This is a genomic window from Butyricimonas paravirosa (genome assembly GCF_032878955.1).
GTDB classification, from domain to species: domain Bacteria; phylum Bacteroidota; class Bacteroidia; order Bacteroidales; family Marinifilaceae; genus Butyricimonas; species Butyricimonas paravirosa.
This window is the reverse complement of sequence record NZ_CP043839.1, coordinates 1,721,666-1,745,917: the sequence shown is the minus strand read 5'-3', so window position 1 is coordinate 1,745,917 and position 24,252 is coordinate 1,721,666. Positions and strand designations below refer to the sequence as shown.

Sequence of the window (24,252 nt, the reverse complement as noted above, 5' to 3'; positions counted from 1 at the left end):
TTTAGGTCTTGAGGGTTATGCTTTGGTTTGTAATTTCGGGTACGCGATACGGGCATGGTACACGTTTATAAGCATTTCTGTAAATACTCGTTTCACCGTGGAAATGTCCTTGAATGTCAAGTCTGCGTTAGCGAATCGTCCATCTTGGAGAAGGCCGTCAATCAAGTTATTCACCAGTTTGGTCAGGTTTTCTTCATCCTTTATTTCCAGAGCCCGGGAGGCTGCTTCCACTCCATCGGCCATCATGACTACGGCACACTCTTTTCTCACGGGGTCCGGACCGGGATAAGTGAACAGGGATTCATCTATTTCCTTGTCCGGGTATTTGTTTTTGAATGAGTAGTAGAAGTATTTTACTTTACTTTTACCATGGTGTGTGCGGATAAAGTCTTTGAGGACTTCCGGTAATTTGTATTTATTGGCAAGTTCCAAGCCTTGTGTCACGTGTTTGATAATGATCTGGGCGCTTTCGTCAAAATCCAGAGAATCGTGCGGGTTTAAGCCTCCTGTTTGATTCTCCACGAACATGATCGGGTTGTATGTTTTCCCGATGTCATGGTACAATGCTCCGGTACGGGCTAAAAGCGGGCTACCCCCGATGTGATAAATTGCCTCTTCCGCTAGGTTGGCAACCATGAGGGAGTGTTGGAATGTTCCCGGGGCTTTTTTCGTCAGGTTACGTAAGGCCGGGTGATTCGGGTTCGAGTATTCCAGTAAACTGATTTCAGACGTGTATCCGAAGAGGCGTTCTACCAGGTAAAGGGCGGGATAAATTAAGCTTAACAAGCCGGTATTTATGATGAGGAACACGACAGCGAACAGATGTTTGGGTGCGAGAGTTCCCTCTTGTATGAGCGTGAAAGCCCCGTATACCAATATATAAGTTAAGAATATCAGACCTAGTGCAATAAATAGTTGAGAACGGCGTTGCAGGTGTGAGAGGCTGAACATGGCTACGATCCCGGCTGATATTTGCATGAAGAAGTACATATAATTGTTGGGAGCGTAGTAGGAAACCAGCAAGCTTGTACCGATCAATAGATAAAGAGCCGGTCTTGTCCCGAATAAAATGTTCACGATGATTGGGAAGAATAAAACGGGAATCGTGAGGATATTGATGTGTTGGAAGTAACTGATACTTCCCAGGGCAATGGTTAGCAAAAACATACTATACAGGAAAAAGAAATCCCTGTTGTTGTAGAATAGTCGTTTCCGGGAGACATAAAGGAAGATGGAGAAACTCATGATGGCGATCAAGGTCAACACGGTTTGAGCTACCGAGATCCGGATTCTGTCAATGGTTGATCCCAAACTTTGCTCGTGTTCTATCCGGAAAGATTCCAATACTTTATATTTTTCGGGGGTTACCAGGTCGTTTTTGGATATGATAATATCTCCCCGGTTGACCATCCCTTGGGTTGGAGTAATACTTTTCACGCTGGTTTCAATGGCAAGGCCCGTTTTTCCGGCATCGTATTCGAGGTTTGGATTGATGTAATTGTTCAAGCCTAGACTGAGTATTCCTTCCTCTGTTGATTTAGCCAGGTGCAGGCTTTCGATGTATTTAACCAATGTTTCGTAGGCTTGCTTTAGCGTGTACACGTTGGAAAACTTTTCGTCGAAGGCAATGTTGTTTTTGACGATAAGAATATTTTTGATTTTAGCCGGATCCATTTTTTCCGGCATCAGTAAGATGCCTTTGGAATAAATTTCCCGTAGTTTTTGAATGATTTTATCCATATCTTTTCCGTTGTTTGCGGTTCGATATGTGTTTATTTTTTCTGAAAGTTTGTTGATCTGAGCTTCAATATTTGTTTCTTTGAAGTTGAAAATGGGGGCTTGCTCTTCTTTGATTTTTTCAATATCAGCGGCAAGTTCTTCAGCACTTTTATGCAGAGGAAAATCTAAGGGTGCGATCAATGTCTCGTATTTCCAAGGCATCCCTTTTTGGTAAGAATATTTAAAACCCTCTATTTTAGGAAGTAATAAGACTATGAGACCACAGATAATGATGATCGTACTGATTTTAAACACGTATTGAATCGTACGGTGTTTTTTAGTTTTATTGTTTGGCATATCCCGGTTTTATCTTGAATTATCTTTGTTCAAAGATAGTAATAAAATTTTAAAGCCTCCCATGGGAGGCTTTAAAATTGTTACAAGTTTCAGGTTGAGCCTTCGGCTCTGCAGGTTACAAGTTCATGAGTTAGGCGGTTCTTGATATGTAAGATTCATGAACTTGTAACTTGCTAACCTGTAACTTGTAACCAGTAGATTTTGTTTTAAACAAAATCTATTGCATTCCTGCTGTTTCAACTTCGGTACTTACTTTTTTGATCAATCCTTGAAGTACGTTTCCAGGACCGATTTCTAAGAAAGATGATGCCCCGTCTGCCAGCATATTTTGTACGGTTTGAGTCCAACGTACAGATGCTGTTAACTGGGCAATCAAGTTCTTTTTGATCACCTCCGGGTCAGACACTGGTTGTGCGTTCACGTTCTGGTAAACCGGGCATGAAGGTTGTGAGAAATGGGTGTTCATGATGGCATCGGCCAGTTCTTTCCGGGCAGGTTCCATCAGCGGAGAGTGGAAAGCACCCCCGACTTTTAACGGGAGAGCCCGTTTGGCCCCGGCTGCTTTTAATTTTTCGCAAGCGGTGGCAATTCCTTGTGTCGTTCCGGAAATAACGATTTGTCCCGGACAGTTGTAATTGGCAGGAACAACTACATCATCTATTTCAGCTAAAATGTTTTCGACAGTTTCATCCGGTAACCCGAGGATGGCTGCCATCGTGGATGGATTAGCCTCGCATGCTTTTTGCATGGCAAGCGCTCTGGCGTGAACAAGACGCAAGCCATCTTCGAAAGAAAGTGTACCGTTGGCAACAAGTGCAGAGAATTCTCCCAGCGAGTGACCCGCTACCATATCCGGTTTCTCGTTCAACGATTTTGCAAGAATCACCGAGTGAAGGAATATCGCCGGTTGAGTTACTTTGGTCTGCTTTAAATCTTCGTCGGTTCCCTCGAACATCAGGTCCGTGATGCGGAATCCCAGAATTTCATTTGCCTTTTCAAATAACTCTTTTGCTTCGGGTGAGTTCTCGTACAAGTCCTTGCCCATACCTACGAATTGGGCTCCTTGGCCCGGGAAAACAAATGCTTTTTTCATACTCGTCATGTTTATTTCTTAATGAAATTTGTTACTAATTAATCGGATGAACTCTTCCCGCGTGGCAAGTTTTTCGAATGCCCCGCTGAAATCGGAAGTGGTCGTTACCGAATTTTGTTTTTGCACACCCCGCATCATCATGCACATATGCTGGGCCTCAATGACCACGGCAACGCCGAGGGGATTGAGTGTATTCTGTATACAATTTTTTATGTCATTCGTCAGTCTTTCCTGTACTTGGAGCCTTCTGGAAAAGGCCTCAACTACCCGTGCGATTTTACTCAGCCCGGTGATGTATCCGTTCGGGATATAGGCCACGTGGGCGTGTCCGATGAACGGGAGCATGTGGTGTTCACATAGAGAATAAATTTCAATATCCTTGACGATCACCATCTGGCGATAATCTTCCTTGAACAGGGCGGAGCGAAGGATTTCTTCCGGATTTTCCGTGTAGCCTCGTGTCATGAATTGCATGGCTTTTGCAACACGGTATGGGGTTTTCACTAATCCTTCTCTTTCGGGATCTTCTCCCAATAATTTGAGAATTTCTTTATAATGATAGCTTAATTTTTCAGTTCTTGCCTTGTTGTAATATTCTACTTTGCGGTAGAATTCTTCATTGTCATCCAATTCAGTGTATTTCATTCGTCCTCTCTTTTATGTACTTGACTCATTGCCTACATGGGTAATGAAAAATTGGCTACAAAGTAAAAGATAATAATTGAGAATTGAAAATCGTATGTTGAAAATGTGCGGGTTCAAACTCGCTAGCACTGTAACCCGTGCCAGAGGGCGGGGAAATAATTTCGGGGTAATTAAAATCTGATTTCTCCTACTCGTTATATTGGTAGTTAAACAGGTATTTCAGGGTGTAGCCTTCCTTTGTCACGTTCGGGTGTCACGGCCTAAGCAGTTGGGAAGGTGGGGTGGGGGTGTGGAAAATATTTCAGTACGATGATACTATTATTAAATAAAAAAATGTATCTTTATCAAACAAAAAATGTTGTATATGGAGTGGCTTGTTTTATTCATGCTGATCTTGATAGGCTTTGTCCTGTTAATACTTGAGTTTCTTGTTTTCCCGGGAGTGAACGTGGCAGGGATTTTAGGTTTCGCTTGCGTGGGAATCGCTATTTATATCGCTTATTCTACGATGGGAACGACGGTCGGGCATTTCACTTTGTTGGGGACGGCTCTTTGTGGTTTCGGGGTGACTTATTACGTCTTGCGATCGAAGACGTGGAAGCGTATGCAGTTACACACGCAGATTGATAGCACGGTGGAAGGTGTGGATGAATCCATTCGGGAAGGAGATGTTGGGATGACGCAGGGACGCTTGGCACCGATGGGAAAAGTACGGGTGGGGGACAGTGTGGTCGAGGCGGAATCCCGTTCTGGGTATATCGAGGAAAACCGGGAAGTCGTCGTGTTGAAAGTGTATAAAAATAAGATTGTAGTTAAATTAAAAACTGAATAGAAGATGGAGAGTAGTTTGTTTTTTCTGGTAGCGGTTATCGCCGGAGGTCTTTTTTTACTTTGGATGATCCTCTACTTTATTCCGATCGGCTTGTGGTTTCAAGCGTTAGTGTCTGATGTGAAAATATCTTTGTTGCAATTGGTTTTGATGCGTTGGCGGAAAGTGCCTCCCACGGTTATCGTTCGTGCCATGATCGAGGGGAAAAAGGCAGGCTTGGAGCTTTATCGTGACTTGTTGGAAGCTCATTATCTGGCAGGGGGACACGTGGCTCAAGTGGTACATGCCTTGGTGTCTGCGTCTAAAGCAAATATCGACTTGACGTTTCAAATTGCAACGGCCGTGGACCTGGCCGGTCGTGACGTGTTCGAGGCTGTACAGATGAGTGTGAACCCAAAAGTGATTAATACCCCGCCGGTGGCTGCCGTGGCTAAAGATGGTATTCAGTTGATAGCTAAAGCCCGGGTTACGGTACGGGCAAATATCCGTCAGTTAGTCGGGGGTGCCGGGGAGGAAACTATTCTGGCTCGTGTCGGGGAAGGTATTGTGTCTTCAATCGGTTCTGCAGCCTCGCACAAGGAGGTTTTGGAGAATCCGGATTCTATTTCGAAGGTGGTGTTGAACAAGGGATTGGATTCTGGTACTGCTTTTGAAATTTTGTCTATTGATATTGCAGATATTGATATAGGTAAAAATATCGGGGCGGAATTACAGACCGATCAGGCAGAGGCCGATTTGAAAATCGCTCAGGCGAAAGCGGAGGAACGCCGTGCAATGGCTGTTGCTACCGAGCATGAAATGAAGGCGCTTGCACAGGAAATGCGGGCGAGAGTGATCGAGGCTGAGGCAGAAGTTCCTCGTGCTATGGCAGAGGCTTTCCGTAGTGGTAATTTGGGTATCATGGATTACTACAAGATGAAGAATATCGAGGCTGATACGCAAATGAGAGAATCCATTGCCAAGCCGAATGATAAGAAAAATAACCAGAAATAGTGAATGGACTTGAAAATGTGAAACAGACCCGGTTTCCCCAGGTCTGTTTCACATTTTTCATCTATTGGCAGGAATATCACGAATTACTGGGAAAAATAACTTCCCGGTAATTCTCGGAGATTGTATCGTGAGGCCATGACTTCTCCGTATGCACCACAGGAGCGAATGGCGATCAAGTCTCCTCGGTTGGTGAGGGGGAGTTTCCGGTCTTTGCCGAAACAATCAGATGATTCACAGATAGGGCCAACCACGTCGTATTTTTCATGTTCTCCCACGGAGGTCAAGTTTTCTATCCGGTGGAAAGCTTGGTAGAGTGCCGGACGTAAAAGGTCGTTCATTCCCGCATCCAAGATGACAAACTTTTTATGTTTCCCTTCCTTCACGTACAGGACACGAGAGATAAGGGAACCGCATTGTCCGACAAGGGATCGGCCTAGTTCGAAATGAAGTTGCTGACCCGGCTGGGCCTCGAAGAAATCAGCAAAAATTTGAAAATAAGAGGCAAAGTCGGGAATCAGCCCACACGTGGGGCAATCGTAATTGATGCCTAATCCACCGCCGAAGTTCACGTGAGGGAGAATGATTCCCCGTTCTTTCAGGCGGGATTGTATTTCGTTTACTCTCAAACAAAGTCCTCGGAATACCGTGAGATCGGTGATCTGGGAGCCGATATGAAAATGTAGTCCGATAAGCCTGATGTGTTCCATTTCCCGGCAGGCCGTGATGGCGTGGTCGAGGTCGTAAAGGTAGAATCCGAACTTGTTTTCTTCGATTCCCGTGGTGATGTAATGATGCGTGTGGGCGTCCACGTTGGGGTTTACCCGAAGAGCAACAGAGGCTTTTTTCCCCATTTCTCCGGCCAGCATGTTGATCACCTCTATTTCGGGTAAAGATTCGCAGTTGAAACAGAATATCTCTTTTTCAAGAGCCAGCCGGATTTCCTCGTCGCTTTTCCCGACTCCGGCATACACGATCTGTTCCGAGGGAAAACCACTTGCTACGGCTTGAGCCACCTCGTTACCACTCACGCAGTCCGCACCAATTCCGTGGCTTTGAATGATGTCAAGAATGTGTGGGTTGGCATTCGCTTTTATCGCGTAATGCAAATTGAATCCATGTTCGTTAGCTGCTTGGGAGGCGGCTTGAAGCGTGGCTTGTAGAAGAGTCGTGTCGTAGTAGTAAAACGGGGTCTTCAAGGTTTGAAATGTTTTGATGGTTTCTATATTCATGTGGGTGGGTTTATGAACTCATTTATTTAACAATCTTTCGCTAAGAGCCTCAAGTGCTTTTTGTTTGTCTGCTTGTTTCACGAGTAGAGAAATGCTGTGTTCGCTGGCCCCGTAGGAGATCATGTGCAGGGGAATATCTTCCAGCGCGGTGAGAGCTCGAGCCGCAAGTCCACTATTGTTGATCGAGCAATCCCCGACGATGCAGATGATGGAAAGAGATTCTTCGACCTCGATTGTACCGTATTTCGTGAGGTCTTTTTTGATGTCTTCCAAGTGGCATGTACTGTCGATTGTGAGAGATATGGCAACTTCCGACGTGGCAATCATGTCGATCGGGGTTTTCCAGGATTCGAATATTTCGAATACTTTCCGTACAAAACCGTAAGCGAGTAACATATTGCTGGATTTGACTTTTATGGCCGTGATCCCGTCTTTCGCTGCCACGGCTTTGAAATCTTTGATCGGGCTTTCTTTCGTGATCAGGGTTCCTTCGTCACTTGGGTTCATCGTGTTTTTCATGCGGACGGGGATATTGGCTTTTTTAGCGGGCTGAATGCTTGACGGGTGGAGAATCTTTGCTCCGAAATAGGCAAGTTCGGCTGCTTCATCAAAAGATAGAGAACGAATGGCTTTCGTATTTTTCACATACCGCGGGTCGCTATTATGTACGCCATCAATGTCGGTCCATATCTGAATTTCATCCACTTTGAGTGCGGCTCCGATTAATGCGGCCGAGTAGTCACTACCCCCTCTTTTCAGGTTGTCTATTTCCCCGTAAGCGTTTCGGCAGATGAATCCTTGGGTGATGATAATACGTTCCGTGGCTGGGTTGGATAATAGTCGTTTTAAGTTTTGCTCGATATAAAAATAGTCCGGTTCACAGTCTTTGTCGATACGCATGAAATCCAAGGCGGACAGGAGCGTGGAAGGTATACCTTGTTCTTGTAAGTAATAATGCATTAGTGTGGTGGAAATGATTTCTCCTTGTGCAACAACGGCTTTTTCCTGTAACGGGTAAAAGTCCTTGTTGATGAATGAACGGAGATAGGTGAAGATGGTTTGTACAAATTCTTGTCCCCGGTGCTTGAATTCTTCGGTACTGTAAAGGTCGCTGATGGTCATCAAGTAATCCAGTTCGAGATTTTGGATTGTCGTCAAAGCTTCCTGCCTATCATTGCGGTACAGATAGTTAGTTATGTCTACTAACGTGTTGGTCGTTCCGGACATGGCCGAAAGAACGACAATTTTGGGTTGGTCATCCGAGATTAATTTTGCCACTTCTTGAATTCGTTGTGCGGAGCCAACCGAGGTTCCTCCAAATTTTAATACGTTCATAAGTTTATTGTTTTTAAATCATTTATTTCTTTACATGAAAAAAGCCCGTGTATTCACACAGGCTTTTTTCGACAGTTTTTTGACAACAGTGCGTTAGCCTGCAAAAAGCCTTTGCATGCACATCATCTGTTTATAGTTATTAGTATATCTTGTTCTCATTCTTCTTTTGTGTTTTTCACGATGCAAATATTGCATATTGAAATTGAAAAAGCAAGCCTTTGTTAAAATATTAACAAATATGTGGCTACGCCACGTTACAAGTTACAGGTTGGATGGTTACAGGTTCTTTTTTAACAACCTGCAACCTGTAACCTGCTAACCTGTAACTTTCCGCGAAAAGTCATTTTTGTGGAAAACCGTGGCAGTCCAGTTGTCTTTTACTTTGTTGGATTGATAGGTTAGTTGCAATAGTTCGGCTTTCTCGCAAATAACGGGAAGATCTTCGGTGTAAAATCCGCTCATGATGAGGTAACCGTTGTCATTGAGTACCTTCACGTACGCGGGCATATCATTCAATAATATATTCCGGTTGATATTGGCCAAGATGATGTCATAGTGTTCTACCCCGTTTAGTAATGTTGCATCCCCGATGAGAACACGTATATTGTTCATGTTGTTGGTGGCAATGTTTTCCATGGCGTTGTTGTAAGCCCATTCGTCAATGTCGATGCCGGTAACCGATTGGGCTCCGGCTTGTGCGGCCATGATAGATAGAATACCAGTGCCACATCCCATGTCAAGGACTTTTTTGCCGGAGAAATCAGGTTTCATGTCTAAGATCGTTTCGAGCATGAGGGCTGTTGTGGCATGATGGCCCGTGCCAAAACTCATTTTCGGGTCAATGATGATTTCGTGTTCGATGTTTTCAATCGTGGGATGGAATCCGGCTCTTACCAGAATCCGGTCTTGCACGAGGATAGGTGTGAAGTTTTCTTCCCAAATTTTATTCCAATCTTGGTTCTCGATTTCTGCTTTTTCCCAGGTGATCGTGTATAGAGACTGGAAGAAAGAAAGGATTTCTAATGACTTTACTTGTTCCTCGTTGAAGTTTTTGCTTGGTATGTAAGCTTTGAAACCGTCATCCGAGTATGAAAAACTGTCGTATCCGAGGTCGCCGAGTTCGGCAATAATCGCATCTGCAATGTCCTCCACGTAAGGGGAGATATGGAAAGTGAGTTCTGTATAAAACATACTATCTGATTTTTTGCAAATGTAGCAAAAAATCAGATAGCTATGCTCTTCACATGATTTTCTCTAGTTTATCGAGAGATTGAGCTATTTCTTGATCAGAAAGCTCGAAGTTCTGGAGATTTCCCCCAAGGTATTGTTCGTAGGCGTAGAGATCAATCATACCATGTCCGGATAGATTGAACAGGATAGTTTTGGTTTTCCCTTCGACTTTGGCAATTTTCGCCTCCCGAATCGCTTGTGCTATGGCATGAGTGGATTCAGGTGCAGGAATTATCCCTTCGGTTTTGGCAAATAATATTCCGGCCTCGAAGGTCTCCAGTTGCGGAATGGCAACGGCTTCCATCAGCTTGTCCTTGAGTAATTGACTGACGATAACCCCGGCTCCATGATAGCGTAAACCTCCGGCATGGATACTTGCGGGTTGGAAATCATGTCCCAGCGTGTACATGGGAAGTAAGGGGGTTAACCCGACTGTATCACCGAAATCGTATTGGAACTGACCACGGGTTAATTTCGGACAGGATTGTGGTTCTACGGCAATTACTCGGGTACGTTTTCCTTCTTTCAAGTTCCTGCGGATGAATGGAAAACTGATTCCGGCGAAGTTTGAACCTCCCCCGAAACACCCGATCACGATGTCCGGTTCATCTCCCGCTTTTTCTATCTGGAGAAGTGCTTCCTCGCCGATGATAGTTTGATGTAATAGTACGTGATTTAGCACGCTCCCCAGGGAGTAATTGGTTAGAGGATCTTGTGCGGCAAGCTCGACTGCTTCTGAAATGGCGATACCTAGGCTACCGGCCGAATCCGGATATTCCCGTAGGATTTTTCTTCCGGCCTCCGTCAAGTTACTCGGTGACGGTATCACGTCTGATCCCCAGGTGTTCATCATCAATTTGCGATAGGGTTTCTGGTTGTAGCTTACTTTTACCATGAACACTTTCAGGTCCAGACCGAAATGTTGGCAGGCAAAGCTTAATGCTGTACCCCATTGTCCCCCGCCGGTTTCTGTGGTGATGCGTTTGATGCCTTGTTTGTAATTGTAATAGGCTTGCGCGATGGCCGTGTTTGGTTTATGAGAGCCGGCCGGGCTTGTCCCTTCATTTTTGAAGTATATTTTGGCAGGAGTATCCAAAGCTTTTTCTAAAGCATAGGCTCGTACGAGAGGGGTCGATCTCCATATTTTGTACAAGTCCTGGACTTCATCAGGGATCTCGATGTAGCGTTCGGTAGCGAATTCCTGCTTTGCCAATTCTTGGGCAAATAGCGGGTAAAGGTCTTCCGGTTTTAACGGTTGTTTTGTTCCCGGATGGAGAGGGGGAAGAGGTTTGTTGGGCATGTCTGCCACGATGTTATACCATTGGGTTGGCATTTCTTGCTCGGTGAGCATAAATTTCTTGATTGGTTTCATGATTTTTGATTTTAAAAAGGTGAATAAAAAAAAGAGAGCCTACTGTTCGTAAACAATAGGCTCTCTCTATATTAATTATGCAATACAATCACATAACCTCATTGTTTACTATGAAGTTTAAAGAGGTGCCACCACCAAGTTTGGGTTATGTGTTGATTGTATATCATGTTTCTTTGTTTTTACAGGGACAAAGCTATATAGAGATTTTCTTTTTTCCAAATTCTCTCGTAAAAATAATGTTGTTAAATGAAATTTAATGCTTACATTTGCAGCATCCCACTCGAATTGAAGTTATAAAGACGTGTATTGCACAAAAGAGATTGCCTCCGGTGTGCATGGCACGTCTTTTTTGTTAAATTCAGAGTGGGATCTAATTTAATAAAGAGCCGGAGGCATTTCTTAATAAAGTTAGTTAAACGTTTGTTTTGAAGTTATTGTTATGTTTTTGCATAACAATTTTCGAAAATTCTAAATTGTCTTTGGTGGGGCCGTGATGGTGACCCACCTTTTTGTAACCTATACCGTCTTGATTACGTATCATTTCACGTTGAATTTCTAGCTAAACTAAATTTGAATATGATGAAAACTTTTGGAAGAATTGGATGGATTTGCATGGTGGCGGTTGCTGCAACTTTGATGTTTGTTTCTTGTGGGAATAGTCAGAAAAGCAAGGTGCAGTCGGGGAAACAAGTACAAGAACCGGTAGGAACCGTCGTGGAGGAGTCGGAAGTTGTCGTGGAGGTAGATAGTATCACACCCGATTCAACCACTCTGAACACTACAAGATAAAAGCTAAAAACTAAGAGTTAGTACTATTCTTTTATCTTAAAGAAAAGCTCCCGGGAAACCGGGAGCTTTATCTTTATAGTATCATCTGTGGCATGAATTCGAAACTGTTGTATTGGGGACGTAATCTCTCCGTGTTATAGAATTTGGGAACATCCACGATCTTTTTACTGCTGGTTACAATCTCGATCGGGGCGTTGTCATAACGTCCGTTTCTTAGGATAACTAGCCTGCCGTGTAATCCTTTGTTAATTAAATCCAGAGCAAGGTTCCCGTATGCCATAGGTACGATGGAATCCAGTGCATCCGGATCTCCACAGCGAACCAGATATCCCAGTCTTTGCGTGATGGTGTTGATTACTTGTCCGTGATTAAACTGTGGGGTAAGTTCTTTTAATTGTTGAGAGATCATGTTTCCGATACCTCCCAGCTTTTTATGTCCGAACATGTCTGTTTCTTCACTTTGGAAAATCATGTTGCCACCGGAAAAAGTGGCTCCTTCGGATACGAGAACCACCGAGTATTTGCTGGGATTCGTGAAACGATCCTCGCAAAGTAGTTCGGTCAGACGTTCGATGTTAAATTCGTATTCCGGAATCACACAACGGTTGGCAGCTCCGGCTAAGGTTGGTAGCATTGCCGTGAACCCGGCATAGCGTCCGAAGACTTCCAGAACCAGTATTCGTTCGTGAGATCCGGCAGATGTCCGGAGATCATGCGTGAGGGCAATCGTACGGGTGATGCAGGTGCTGAATCCAATACAGTAATCTGTTCCGGGAACGTCGTTGTCCATGGTTTTGGGTATGGCCACGACTTTCACGCTTTCCTTGCTCAAGCGTACCGCGTAACTCAACGTGTCATCACCCCCGATCGGGATCAAGTAGTCGATACCCATGAACTCTAAGTTCTTTAATACTTCCGGGGTCAGATCGTTGATGTCGTCCGAGTATTTATCCTGTAAATGCTTGGGTACATTTGCTTTAGGTACGTGGGAAGCCCTGGTTCTGGATGTATGCAGGAAAGTCCCACCAGTGCGTCCGGCTTTGTTCACGATTTCCTCTGTTAATTCAAAAAAATTACCAGAGTTGTCATATTGTGGATCTCGTACGATGTCAATCAGGCCACCCCAGCCTCTTTTGATTCCAATAACTTTATAGCCTTCGCGCAGGGCTCGAATGGTTACCGCTCTGATGGCTGGATTCAGGCCGGGAACGTCTCCTCCGCCGGTGAGTATCCCTATAATTCCTCTGTTTTTTTGTTGTCCCATAATGTAGTTGCTTTATGTTAGTAAAATCGAACTAATGTACACAAAATTGTTCAATTAATACGTTAAAATCACCATTAAGTAAGTATATTTGTCTGTTTTTTATGGATAAAAGAATGTTAATATAATGATATGGAGAGTTTGAGAGTCTTTTGGGGAGAACTGGGAGCTTTTAGGTATGGGGTAATACTTCTGTTTGTATTGACACTCACCTATATCTATCACGTTATTCGTCGGTGTGTGATCGTGTCTCGCAAAGTAAAACCGATGGATAAACAAGAGCATGAAGGGGTGTCGGTTATCATCACGTCACACAATAACGCAGAGTGTTTGAGACGGAATTTACCGAGTTTTTTGATGCAAGCATACGATAATTTTGAGGTGATCGTGGTTGATGAATGTTCAGAAGATGACACGCAGGATGTATTGACCGAGATACAGAAAGATTATCCACAGTTGAGGTGTACGCGAATATTTCCGGACACTAAATTCAGATTTACTAAAAAATTGGCTATAAATATAGGTGTATTGGCTGCCAAGCACGATATATTGTTGTTTTCAGAGATTAATTGCCGTCCCTCTTCGATGTATTGGGTGAAGACCATGGAGTCATATTTTGATGAAAATACGGCGGCTGTCGTCGGTTTTGCAAATTATGATTTCACCGAACAAAACGTGAGAAATTTGCGTATGTTTCGTTTCTTGCGCTTTATAAAAATGATGGTCATGGTGAAAAATAAAAAATATATTTTTGGGGATGGATGTAACATGGCTTACCGAAAATCGTATTATATAGAAAACCGTGGGTTCGCGAAGAATTCACAATCGTATTTAGGATACGATAATGATATGGTTAGAGAATTATCAAGGTTTGGGGCAATAAAGATGACAAAAGATCCGGACTCGTATGTGATAATTGATAAGAGTGACAAAAAAGGAGAAATAAACGAAGTTTCATATTATTATGCTAGCAAGATGAGATTGGCAATGACGGAGAGGATTATGATAGATGGCGATATGATCGTGCGTTTGTTCTTTTATTTGACAGCTATTTGTTTGATTGTCTTAGGTTTTTACCCAATATACGTGTTTCTTGTCATGTTGACAGTATTTTTAACGGATGTAATTTTGTTAAATATTTGCGCTATTTGTCTGAAACAAAAAAAATTATTCCTAACTTCGTTTATTATTAGTACGATCGGTTTTGTTTATCGAGTGTACGAAAATGGATATTCATTTTTTAACAAGAGGAAATGGAGTTAACAAACAACTTGTCAGAGAAAGCTCTTTATGATTATAAGGTCGTGAAGAGGGCAATAACGGGAGATGAACAGGCTTATGCCGAGTTATTTAAGAGGTATAAGGATTCAGTATATTTTATGATACTGAAGATGGTGAATAACAGAACTGATGCGGAAGATTTAATGTTCGAGGCTTTCGAGAAAGCTTTCACGAGTTTGAATTACTATTCGCCTCAGTTTGCGTTTAGTACGTGGTTATTCAAAATTGCCTCTAATAACACGATTGATTTTATTCGGAAGAAAAAAGCCAAAATTGTTTCTTTGGATAAGGATGATATAAACCCGGATGATCGCGGGTATATCAATAGTGTACCGGCAGACGTGTTGAATCCGGAAGAGGAAACGATCCGTAAGCAGCGAGCTGAATTTATGCGGGAAAAAGTTGCCATGTTGAAAGGGCGTTACCGTAAATTGATAGAATTACGTTATTTTGAAGAGTATTCTTATGAAGAAATTGCTCAAGAGCTGGCCATTCCGTTAGGAACCGTGAAAGCTCAATTATTCCGTGCGAGAGAATTGCTATTGAACATTTTGCAGAATAGTGAAATCGCCCGGGAAAATGAAAGAGTTTAGCCTTCTATTTTTTTTTATATTCTTTTGCTTGGGAGTGCAAGGGCAGAGCCAAGATAAAGGCAATGTGTTTGTCACGGGTGTAGTTTGTGACCGGGACAGTATACGGCCATTACCGGAAGCAATCTTCCGGTTGGGGAAAGAGGTTCGAGGGGTTGATAAACAAGGGCGATTTTCATTGAGTGTACAAGTGGGGGATACCTTGCGTTTTTCGCATATAGGCTATGCTCCCATGCAAGTTGTTATTCCGGACAGTTTAAGAGAAAATGATTTCTTACTGGGGGTTTTTATGGTACGAGATACTGTTTTACTGTCGGAAGTTTTAATCTTGCCGCGTTTCCTTACGGGGGATTACAAATCGAATACTTTTTTGTTGAATGCCCAAAACAATCTAAATCAAGCTATACATGCCGCATCAAAACCGGTGAAAGTGATGGATCAGGAAATGAACAGGAGTATGATGATCGAGGATTTTGCCCGTAAGGTAGAAATGAAAGGAATGGTTGATGTGAAGTTAGGTGTTGGAACTCAGTCTATCACGGCATTACAAGGATTAATGCGGGCGCGTCGGCAAGCGGAGAGAGGGAAAGTCATTAATATTGAGGAAATAGACCTGTTAAAGAAAATTTTTTATATAGAAAAAAGAGAAAAATCGGATAACTAAAAGAAGAAAGATTATCTTTGTATTCGAAACAAGCCTCGTGTGGGCCGAGATTTCAATGAATCGATTTATTAATAACAAAGTTACATTTTATGAAGAATTTGTCGATAGGATTAAATGTGTTATTGTTGATTGCTGTGATAGTTTTGTATATTTTGCATTTCAGTGGAAATAGTAAAAGTACGAGCAATCAAGGCGGTACTGTAACTGTGAACGCTGATGCAAAAATTGTCTACATTAACATGGATACATTGCTTAACAATTATACTCAATCGAGAGAGTTGAATGAAGCGTTTTTAAAGAAATTGGAAGCCAATCGGACAGAGTTGAACATAAAAGTGAAGAACTTCGATCGTGAGGCAGCAGAGTTTCGGAATAAAGTGGAAAACGGTGGTTTTATGACTCGTGAAAGAGCCGAACAAGCCCAGATGGATTTGATGATCAAACAACAAAATTTGCAGAAATTGCAACAGGAAATGACCGAGAATGCTCAACGCGAGCAAATGGAAATAAACCGGAAGTTGTATGATGCAATCACAAATTTCTTGACGGAGTATAATAAAGCGAAAGGTTTCCAATTAATACTGAGTACGACGTTAGGCGGTAACGTGCTTTTCGCGCAAGAGGGATTTGATATTACCAATGATGTGGTAAATCAGTTAAATGAACAATACAAGAAGAAATAAATAATAGCGAAGTGTGATAAAAGTCATTTTATCACACTTCTTGTTTATTAGGTCCATATAGTTGAGTCTTCGGTTCTGAAAGTTCCTAAAGTCTATATTTTTATTATAAATGAATTTTAAATACACAATTGATATTACGGCTGATCCGGAGGAAGTCTTTACGGCATTGACGAATCCTTTTCAAATCGAACTGTGGAGTGGTTATCCTGCGGAAATGAAAGCAGAGGAAGGATTCGTGTTTTCTTTATGGGAGGGAGATATTTGTGGCGTGAATCTGGAGGTAAAGCCCAATCATTTGCTTGTTCAGGAATGGTTTTTCGGGGAGACGGATCAACGTTCTATTGTGACCATTAAATTAAAAAAAGACGGTCCCCGGACTCGTGTAGAATTAGAACATACGAATATTCCAGATGAGATCTTCGAGGAGATCGTTGAAGGTTGGAAAGAGTATTACTTGGGCTCTATTAAGGGCCTATTGGAAATGTACTAATTCAGAATTAGTAAAAATACGGATTATTTTTTTGATTCTCGGTATTAACTTTGCCACAGAAATTATTCACTAAATTAATAAATTTCCAGATGAGCAAGTTAAAGATTTCCGAAGATTGGACCTCTACTATCGTGGGGTGGTTTATAATTCTTTTAGTAGTATTTCAATTAAAACCTCATTGGCCTTCTTTCAGTTGGCCGGATGCTGACGCATTAATGAATAAGGTTTTCACGTTGGATAACGTGGGGCATGCTCTGATTGTTTTCTGTTTTATGTTCCTGATGGCATTGATTGCCGGATTATTTACGGGTAAAAAATTGAAAATGATTGCTGCAAGTTTTCCGGTCGTGTTCTTCCTTACGCTTTTGGCCATGGTTGTCGGAGGAAATAAATTCCTAAAGGATTGGGGATTTGAAACCGTGATATTTAGTTTATTGATAGGACTTTTCATTAGTAATATATTTTCTATTCCCAAGTGGTTGAAGGAGTCACTTTCTTCTGAACTTTTCGTGAAGATCGGTTTGGTGTTACTTGGGACGACTGTACTCTTTGATGATTTGTTGAAAGCCGGGGCATTAGGATTGATACAATCTTGTGTCGTTGTCTTTACCGTGTGGAATTTTTGCTTTTGGTTATGTCGTAAAATGAAAATTGACAAAGAAATGTCATTGATGCTTTCCAGTGCTGTGTCCATTTGTGGAGTGTCTGCAGCTGTTGCTACTGCCGGAGCTATCAAAGGGGATAAAACAAAATTGTCATACGTGGTATCGTTAGTATTGGTCGTGGCCGTGCCGATGATTTTGATCATGCCCGGTTTGGCTAAGTTGATGGGATTACCTGAGGATATGGCAGGGGCTTGGATTGGGGGAACAATTGATACGACCGGGGCCGTGGCTGCAACTGGCGCTATATATGGAGAAGTAGCCTTGCAGACGAGTACGATCGTGAAATTCTCTCAGAACGTGTTGTTGGGAGTTGCGGCCTTCTTAATCAGTATTTATTGGTCTTATTCGAAGAAAGAGGTTACAGAAGAGAAACCGACGTTAAAAGTAATTTGGTTGCGTTTTCCGAAATTCGTGTTGGGATTCGTTGCTGCTTCTCTTGTTTTTTCATTCTGCGTTGCTCCAGAGGTCGTGTCTGATGCTAAACCAATTTTGAAGAATATTCAGGGTATGTGGTTTGCCTTGGCATTTATGTCTATTGGGTTGGAAACGGATTTCAAGAGCTTGATAACCTCTGAAAATCGTCGTTCCACGTATGCTTTTCTGGGTGCGCAAGCGTTTAATGTGGTATTTACTTTACTTGTAGCCTGGATTCTTTTCGGACTAATCGCGTAATGGAGTTATAGAGTTTATAAGGCTACTTTATAAACTTTATGAACCTTGTGAACTTTATAAACTAAATATGATCGGATTACAGATATTGTTTGTAATTTTGCCTGTGATATTGAAGTTAAACAATAAAACCAGATAGAATATGAAATTTTTTATTGATACGGCAAATCTTGACCAGATTCGCGAGGCAAATGACCTTGGTGTGTTGGACGGTGTTACTACCAATCCGTCTTTAATGGCAAAAGAGGGTATCAAAGGTGACGAGAATTGTAGAAAACATTACGTTGAGATTTGCAATATCGTGGATGGTGATGTAAGCGCGGAGGTAATTGCGACTGATTACGAGGGCATGATTAAAGAAGGGGAAGAATTAGCCGCTTTGCACCCGAATATCGTGGTAAAAGTACCTTGTATTGCTGATGGTATTAAGGCTATCAAATATTTTACCAACAAGGGAATTCGTACGAATTGTACGTTAGTGTTCTCTCCGGGACAGGCTCTGTTGGCTGCTAAAGCAGGTGCAACTTACGTGTCTCCTTTCGTAGGACGTTTGGATGACATTAGTAGTGATGGTATCGAGTTGGTGGAAAAGATTGTGGATATGTATGCTTATTACGGTTTCAACACGCAAGTATTGGCCGCTTCAATTCGCCACACACAACATATTATTCAATGTATTGAGGCCGGGGCGGACGTTGCAACCTGCCCGTTGAGTGCGATCAAAGGTTTGTTAAAGCACCCGCTGACGGATTCCGGTTTGGCTACGTTCTTGGCTGATCACAAGAAAGTGAATTCATAATTTACGATCATGCTTGTACGTTTATTCGAGGACAATCCCAATGATCGGGAGATTCGAAAGATCGTTGAGCTCTTGCGTAATGGTGGTGTTATCATTTACCCGACCGACACGATTTATGCGATCGGGTGTGATATAAATAGCGTGAAGGCTGTCCAACGGGTTTCGGCTATTCGTGGTGTGAAAGCAGAGAAAGCAAATTTCTCGATGATCTGTAAGGATCTGGGAAACATCGCTGCTTATGCAAAAGTAAGTAATGAAGAGTTTCGGTTGATGAAACAATATTTACCGGGACCGTATACTTTTGTGTTGCCGGCTACCAGTAAGTTGCCCAATGTCTTAATGAATAGACGTAAAACGATAGGTATTCGAATACCCAAAAATTTTATTGTTCAGGCTATTGTCGAAGAGCTGGGCGGGCCTTTGCTGACCACTTCTGTGAAAGCTGCTGAAGGTGAAGTTGAGGAATATATCACTGATCCGGAGTTGATTCACGAGAAATATAATCGTCTAGTTGATCTGGTCATAGACGGAGGATATGGGAATAATATTCCTTCGACAGTGATTGATTGTACGGGCGATGAAATTGTTGTCACAAGGCAAGGATTGGGTGAATTGTAGGATATTTTTCTAAGAATAAAAAAGGACTGTTGAAATGGCAGTCCTTTTTTATTTTTGCAACGAGGTATCCCGGAATCTAAGCTCCGAAAATACCTCTCTTTGGGTGAGATCCAAATTATCTTGTGGGTAGAGATTACTTTTTCCAGAATGTTTTACTGAATAGAACGAGGACCGTGAATATTTCCAGACGTCCGACCATCATCAGGATGGATAGAAATATCTTGGCAAAGTCGTGTAGATTAGCAAAATTGTCCATAGGTCCAATCTCACCGAAGCCGGGACCAACGTTACTCATACTAGAGATAACAGCACTACAAGCGGTGGCTATATCCTGAGTAAATAGTGACATGATCAGGCTGGAGATAGCGAAAATGAACATGTACAAGATAAAGAAACCCATCACTCCGGTCATAATATTGGGGTGAACACTTTTCCCGTTATACTTGACATTGATAATTCCGTTAGGATGAATGATTCGTTTCATCTCGATAAACGAGTTCTTGAATAATAGATTGAGTCGAATACATTTTAATCCTCCCGAAGTTGAACCGGCACATGCCCCGATAAATAAGAGGGCAAAGATGATGGCACTCGTGAGAGGTGGCCATAGTAGATAGTCCGCAGTGGCGAATCCTGTTGTTGTTAGAATGGTAACTACTTGAAATATAGATTCCCGTATGCTTAATTCTAAGTTTGCATAACCGTTTAAGAATAGTACGATTGCGATGATTGCACTAGCCCCTAACGTGATGTAAAGATATAGTTTAAACTCTTCATCATGAAATAATTTGCGGAATTTACCGTGCAACATGACATAGAGTAAACCGAAATTCGTTCCGGCAATGAACATGAATATGATAACCACGTATTGGATGTATGCGGAATCCCAATAAGCAAGGCTGGCTTGTTTAGTCGAATATCCTCCGGTAGCCATCGTCGTGAATGAGTGACAGATGGCATCAAAGAGATCCATATCTCCTAGTAACAGTAAAATAGCTTGGGCGGCAGTTAGTGAAATATAGAGATACCACATACGTCGGGCTGTTGATTTGAAGGTTGCCGTGAACTTGTCATGTGTCGGGCCTGGTACTTCGGCCACGAAAAGATCACGCCCCTCGATTCCCAAGCCGGGAATGATAGCTAAAAGTAACACGATGATACCCATTCCGCCCATCCATTGAGTTAGGGAACGCCAGAATAGAGTGGCATGTGGCAAGGCCTCGACGTTGTTTATCACTGAGGAACCTGTCGTCGTGAAACCGGACATGGTTTCGAATATGGCGTCAACAATTGACGGAATTGTTCCTCCGAATAAGTAAGGTAAGCAACCGAAGATGGTGAAGATGATCCACGTGCAGGTTACAATAAAATAACCGTCTTTTTTGGCAAGTACCCGGTCTTTGACTTTCACTGTAAATGTCATGAGGCTCCCGACTCCCAGCGTGATGATTGCAGAGTAAACAAAAGCCATGAGATCGTTCTCCCCGTATATCAAGGCTACAATAATACATAAGATCAGGAAAGCACTTTCTACAAATAATAGTTTTCCTATGATGTTGGTAATGAACCTAAAGTTAATCATTTCTGGAATAGTTTGATTACTTTTTTCACTGCACTGGGCAAGGCAAAAATGACAACTTTGTCTCCGGCCTCGATTTGTACGTCTCCTTTCGCTATAATGGCATCCCCGTTGCGGATAACACCCCCGACGGTTGCGTTCTCAGGGAAATTCATATCAGCCAAAGTTTTACGGGTAATCTTAGAACCCGGCTCTGCTGTAACTTCGAATACCTCTGCTTCCGAAAATGTGAGGAATTTTAAATGTTTCACATCCACGTTCATCGTGTAACGATAAATATGAGAGGCGGCAATTAATTTCGTGTTCACGAGGGTTCCAATGCCGATGTTTTCAGCCAGATCAATGTAGTCAATGTTCTCGACTTCGGCTACGCTCTTTTTTACCCCAAGCTTTTTCGCTAACAAGCAGGAAAGAATGTTGGTTTCTGACGAGTGGGTTACACTGATAAAAGCATCGGTGTTTTTTATTCCCTCTTCTCGTAATAAGGCTAAATCTCGTCCGTCACCATTGATTACCAGCGTGGATTTTAATTTGTCGGCGATGAGAATACATTTCTCCCGATCCTTTTCGATAATCTTCACGTTGTAATTTTTCTCTAATAGGGAAGCTGTTTTGATGCCGATACGGGAGCCCCCCACGATGACGACATTCTTAACTTCATATTGTGATTTGCCACAAAGAGCGAATACATTGGGGACATAGAAAGGCTTGGTTACAATAAATACCAGGTCTCCGTAGCGGAAAGAGTCATTTCCTCGCGGGATAATTGTGTGGTCTGCTCGTTTGATAGCCACGACGCGGAAATGCTGGGCACCGTAACGTTCTGCCATTTTTATCAAGGTCAAGTTGAGTACCGGGGCATTCTCCCAAAGTTTGATTCCTAATAATTGCAGGCGGCCATCCGAGAATTCGTGTAACTGCCTTGAACCACTCTGTTTTAAGGAGGCTACAATTTCTTCTGCGGCCAATCGTTCCGGGTAAATCAGCGAATCAATACCGATCATTTTCAAGTACTCTTTGTTCTCGTCTTCCAAGTACTCACTATTGTTTACCCGGGCAATGGTTTGTTTGGCCCCGAGTTTTTTAGCCAAGATCGCTGAGTTGATATTTTGATCTTCTTGGTGATTGACAGCAATAAATAAATCACACTTATGTACTCCTGCATCTTTCAATGCACCAATCGAGGTACAAGATCCCACGATTGACATAACGTCTAATTGATTGCCTAATAGTTCCAGCTTTTCTTCATCGCTGTCAATCAACATTATATTATGTTCTTGCTTACTAAGCATGTTCGCGAGATGTGTCCCCACTTCTCCTGCTCCCGCTATGACTATGTCCATTTTAGTTAGGTGTTAATTAACGAGCAAAATAAAGCATTATAATCCGAATTCCATAAAAAAATGCCTATATTTTCAAGATAATTGTTCCCACTTCGCTTGTTTTGAAAAACGGAATTTGGTTCTTGAAACAGAATTTTTGCCAGGCTTTCGTGCAGTGGCTTGTGTTCGAGTTGTCCATGATAATCTGTTGCGGATGGAACTCGAGGAAGTTGGGAGGGTAGATATTTTCGGTAATGATGACTATATCTTCATGAGAAAATGTAGGATTGGTGTGGTCGATTATTGATATGGAACATTGAGAAGATGACAGGTGATTCTGAATGAATTTTATTTGTTGTCCTACAAAAGCTTCATGGGTGGGTAAAGCTTGTAAATGATTGGCTGTGATATAAGTGGACAAACCATCATTGGGACTTGTGGTTTTGAGGTAAGTGTAATAACCTTTGTAATTCAATAAGATAGCAGATTGTTTGTAGAGATTACGAATCACGATTTCCTGATGGTTTTGGATATAGTACGTGAAACAACCATGAAAAACGAGCAATATACTCATGCTGCAACAGATAAACCTAAGAACGTGACGTTTTCTTGTGATCAAATAAATGATGACAAGGACGATGATGAGGTAAAATAGTATGACGTGAGTTGCCGTCGGGTATAAATCCGGTAAGTTTATCACGATTCTGGAAAATAGTTGTAGGCTGAAAATAAATAGGTGTGTTAGACCTATGATGATATATGACAAATAAAAACTGATGAATTCCGGTAATGCAAGTAGTATGATTCCTCCATATAAAAGGAAAGAAGCGGCGGGTACTGCGATAAGGTTTATGAAGATACTGTTCAAACTGATGGAATGGAAATAGTAAGCCATGATGGGTAGTGTCATGATCTGTGCAGAAAAACTGATGCAAAGTAGCGTGTATAATGGGCGAAGGAACTTGTGCATCTTTTTAATTTGCATCAACGGGTAAATTAAAATGATTCCGGTGTAGGCTGCGTATGACATTTGAAAACTGACAGAATAGAGTAATTCCGGATTGATAAGAAGTGAAAAAAAGGCAGCAGCGGCAATGGCATTCAAAGGAATTGTTTCTTGCCTGAATGCCTCTCCAATGGTAATAAAGCTTAGGATGGTTGCTGCTCTACAAGCAGAAGGGGAGAGGCCGGTAATGCAAGCAACAAGCCATATTAGCGGGATCAGAATCAAGTGGAATTTTTTACTTTTAAAATGGAATAACTTTAATAGACCCAAGAAAAATGCGAATATGGCTCCTATATGTAATCCCGATATAGCAAGGATGTGAATTGTTCCTGTGTTTTGGAATAGTTCTTTCGTATCGGGAGTAATTTCTTGCCTACATCCCAGACAAAGAGCTGCTAATAGCTTGTACGTCATGCTATCTGGGATGACCTGTTGTAGTTTAGTTGCTAAGTTATTTCGAATCATGTGACACACAGAATAAAGGTCTTGCGAGTGTCCGGTTTTATGGATTTCACCAACCGGAAAGCCTTTGGCCTGTATGCCTTGGTGTTGTAAGTAGTTGTTGTAATTGAAATCATGACGATTATGTGAGGTTTGTAAAGGGTATAATCTTATCAGCCCGGAAAGGGAATCCCCAACCGAGACTTTCATGGAATCTGGAATTTGTAAATACGTGCATAAATGAGGTGAGGAAATGACAAGCTTTCCGGGGGAAAGAATTTGATTGCAGCGTCCTGTTAATTGATAAGTTTCGCCTGAAATGATCGGGGGTGTCTTGGTTTCCGATAGATATATCCCCGTGGAGAAAAGCCCGGTAAAAGCGAGTAGTACAAACGGAAGTCCGGAACGAACTTTCTGGATAATGAAAAGCAGGGAAAAAGATATAATAATGACACCTAAAATGAACGTCGAAGGAAAGCTTGATAAATATTGACTGGCAGTAATTCCCAAGATCAACGGGATCACGAGAAAGAGAAAAGGAAATCTATGCCAGTAAATAGGGCGCAAACTAGTTGTAAATTAATTATAGTTTA

Annotated in this window: 22 protein-coding genes; 11 read left to right on the top strand and 11 right to left on the bottom strand. The window is 42.2% G+C overall.

Annotation, left to right across the window (positions count from 1 at the left end):
- Positions 1 to 15: 15 nt before the first annotated feature.
- The 3 genes from F1644_RS07370 to folE all read right to left on the bottom strand — a co-directional run bounded on the left by F1644_RS07370 (position 16) and on the right by folE (position 3,814).
- The gene (locus tag F1644_RS07370) at positions 16 to 2,076 is read right to left on the bottom strand and encodes an HD family phosphohydrolase (RefSeq protein ID WP_168044591.1); all 2,061 of its coding nucleotides are present in this window, start codon (positions 2,074 to 2,076) and stop codon (positions 16 to 18) included.
- Between the two features lie 217 nt (positions 2,077 to 2,293).
- Complete coding sequence (gene fabD, locus F1644_RS07365) at positions 2,294 to 3,169, bottom strand: ACP S-malonyltransferase (protein WP_087421885.1); 876 nt, start codon at positions 3,167 to 3,169, stop codon at positions 2,294 to 2,296.
- 18 nt (positions 3,170 to 3,187) lie between these two features.
- Positions 3,188 to 3,814, bottom strand: a complete 627-nt coding sequence (gene folE, locus F1644_RS07360) for a GTP cyclohydrolase I FolE (protein ID WP_087421569.1) — start codon at positions 3,812 to 3,814, stop codon at positions 3,188 to 3,190.
- 325 nt (positions 3,815 to 4,139) lie between these two features.
- On the opposite strand from folE, the gene F1644_RS07355 reads away from it, so the two are divergent.
- Together F1644_RS07355 and floA are read left to right on the top strand one after the other, a co-directional pair.
- On the top strand, positions 4,140 to 4,646 hold the full coding sequence (locus F1644_RS07355) for an NfeD family protein (RefSeq protein ID WP_438358287.1): 507 nt from the start codon (positions 4,140 to 4,142) through the stop codon (positions 4,644 to 4,646).
- A 3-nt stretch (positions 4,647 to 4,649) separates the two neighbouring features.
- Positions 4,650 to 5,636 carry a flotillin-like protein FloA gene (gene floA / locus F1644_RS07350; RefSeq protein WP_027201591.1) on the top strand — a complete coding sequence of 329 codons (987 nt, stop codon included), beginning with the start codon at positions 4,650 to 4,652 and terminating at the stop codon, positions 5,634 to 5,636.
- 83 nt (positions 5,637 to 5,719) lie between these two features.
- On the opposite strand, the gene lysA is transcribed toward floA, so the two are convergent.
- The 4 genes from lysA to F1644_RS07330 all read right to left on the bottom strand — a co-directional run bounded on the left by lysA (position 5,720) and on the right by F1644_RS07330 (position 10,802).
- On the bottom strand, positions 5,720 to 6,865 hold the full coding sequence (gene lysA, locus F1644_RS07345; protein WP_118305590.1) for a diaminopimelate decarboxylase: 1,146 nt from the start codon (positions 6,863 to 6,865) through the stop codon (positions 5,720 to 5,722).
- 18 nt (positions 6,866 to 6,883) lie between these two features.
- On the bottom strand, positions 6,884 to 8,200 hold the full coding sequence (locus F1644_RS07340) for an aspartate kinase (RefSeq protein ID WP_118305589.1): 1,317 nt from the start codon (positions 8,198 to 8,200) through the stop codon (positions 6,884 to 6,886).
- 315 nt (positions 8,201 to 8,515) lie between these two features.
- Positions 8,516 to 9,391, bottom strand: a complete 876-nt coding sequence (gene prmA / locus F1644_RS07335) for a 50S ribosomal protein L11 methyltransferase (protein ID WP_118305588.1) — start codon at positions 9,389 to 9,391, stop codon at positions 8,516 to 8,518.
- 49 nt (positions 9,392 to 9,440) lie between these two features.
- Positions 9,441 to 10,802: a TrpB-like pyridoxal phosphate-dependent enzyme gene (locus tag F1644_RS07330; protein ID WP_118305587.1), complete on the bottom strand. Its 1,362-nt coding sequence runs from the start codon at positions 10,800 to 10,802 to the stop codon at positions 9,441 to 9,443.
- A gap of 576 nt (positions 10,803 to 11,378) precedes the next feature.
- Here F1644_RS07330 and F1644_RS07325 point away from each other — a divergent pair.
- Positions 11,379 to 11,591, top strand: coding sequence for a hypothetical protein (locus tag F1644_RS07325; RefSeq protein WP_147344507.1), 213 nt, complete (start codon positions 11,379 to 11,381; stop codon positions 11,589 to 11,591).
- A gap of 73 nt (positions 11,592 to 11,664) precedes the next feature.
- On the opposite strand, the gene F1644_RS07320 is transcribed toward F1644_RS07325, so the two are convergent.
- A complete protein-coding gene (locus F1644_RS07320) occupies positions 11,665 to 12,855 on the bottom strand; it encodes a 6-phosphofructokinase (RefSeq protein WP_087421575.1) in 1,191 nt (396 codons plus the stop codon).
- A gap of 129 nt (positions 12,856 to 12,984) precedes the next feature.
- Here F1644_RS07320 and F1644_RS07315 point away from each other — a divergent pair, with 129 nt between their 5' ends.
- From F1644_RS07315 to F1644_RS07280, 8 genes are all read left to right on the top strand, one after another.
- Positions 12,985 to 14,115, top strand: coding sequence for a glycosyltransferase (locus F1644_RS07315; protein WP_087421576.1), 1,131 nt, complete (start codon positions 12,985 to 12,987; stop codon positions 14,113 to 14,115).
- Positions 14,106 to 14,726, top strand: a complete 621-nt coding sequence (locus F1644_RS07310) for an RNA polymerase sigma factor (protein ID WP_027201599.1) — start codon at positions 14,106 to 14,108, stop codon at positions 14,724 to 14,726. The genes F1644_RS07315 and F1644_RS07310 overlap by 10 nt, the downstream gene beginning before the upstream one ends.
- Positions 14,713 to 15,387, top strand: coding sequence for a hypothetical protein (locus F1644_RS07305; protein ID WP_087421577.1), 675 nt, complete (start codon positions 14,713 to 14,715; stop codon positions 15,385 to 15,387). Before F1644_RS07310 ends, F1644_RS07305 begins: the two co-directional genes overlap by 14 nt.
- Before the next feature lie 89 nt (positions 15,388 to 15,476).
- On the top strand, positions 15,477 to 16,070 hold the full coding sequence (locus F1644_RS07300; RefSeq protein WP_087421578.1) for an OmpH/Skp family outer membrane protein: 594 nt from the start codon (positions 15,477 to 15,479) through the stop codon (positions 16,068 to 16,070).
- 109 nt (positions 16,071 to 16,179) lie between these two features.
- Positions 16,180 to 16,560, top strand: a complete 381-nt coding sequence (locus F1644_RS07295; protein WP_118305585.1) for an SRPBCC domain-containing protein — start codon at positions 16,180 to 16,182, stop codon at positions 16,558 to 16,560.
- Positions 16,561 to 16,649: 89 nt separating this feature from the next.
- On the top strand, positions 16,650 to 17,897 hold the full coding sequence (locus tag F1644_RS07290; protein WP_087421580.1) for a YeiH family protein: 1,248 nt from the start codon (positions 16,650 to 16,652) through the stop codon (positions 17,895 to 17,897).
- Between the two features lie 139 nt (positions 17,898 to 18,036).
- Positions 18,037 to 18,693, top strand: a complete 657-nt coding sequence (fsa, locus tag F1644_RS07285; RefSeq protein WP_027201604.1) for a fructose-6-phosphate aldolase — start codon at positions 18,037 to 18,039, stop codon at positions 18,691 to 18,693.
- A 9-nt stretch (positions 18,694 to 18,702) separates the two neighbouring features.
- Positions 18,703 to 19,311 (top strand): L-threonylcarbamoyladenylate synthase, encoded by a 609-nt coding sequence (locus F1644_RS07280; RefSeq protein WP_118305584.1) that lies wholly within the window; start codon positions 18,703 to 18,705, stop codon positions 19,309 to 19,311.
- A 133-nt stretch (positions 19,312 to 19,444) separates the two neighbouring features.
- Here F1644_RS07280 and F1644_RS07275 read toward each other — a convergent pair whose 3' ends face one another.
- From F1644_RS07275 to F1644_RS07265, 3 genes are all read right to left on the bottom strand, one after another.
- Positions 19,445 to 20,893 carry a TrkH family potassium uptake protein gene (locus F1644_RS07275; protein ID WP_118305583.1) on the bottom strand — a complete coding sequence of 483 codons (1,449 nt, stop codon included), beginning with the start codon at positions 20,891 to 20,893 and terminating at the stop codon, positions 19,445 to 19,447.
- Positions 20,890 to 22,233 (bottom strand): Trk system potassium transporter TrkA, encoded by a 1,344-nt coding sequence (trkA, locus tag F1644_RS07270; RefSeq protein WP_087421583.1) that lies wholly within the window; start codon positions 22,231 to 22,233, stop codon positions 20,890 to 20,892. The genes F1644_RS07275 and trkA overlap by 4 nt, the downstream gene beginning before the upstream one ends.
- A gap of 64 nt (positions 22,234 to 22,297) precedes the next feature.
- The gene (locus tag F1644_RS07265; protein WP_118305582.1) at positions 22,298 to 24,226 is read right to left on the bottom strand and encodes a ComEC/Rec2 family competence protein; all 1,929 of its coding nucleotides are present in this window, start codon (positions 24,224 to 24,226) and stop codon (positions 22,298 to 22,300) included.
- Between the last annotated feature and the right edge of the window lie 26 nt (positions 24,227 to 24,252).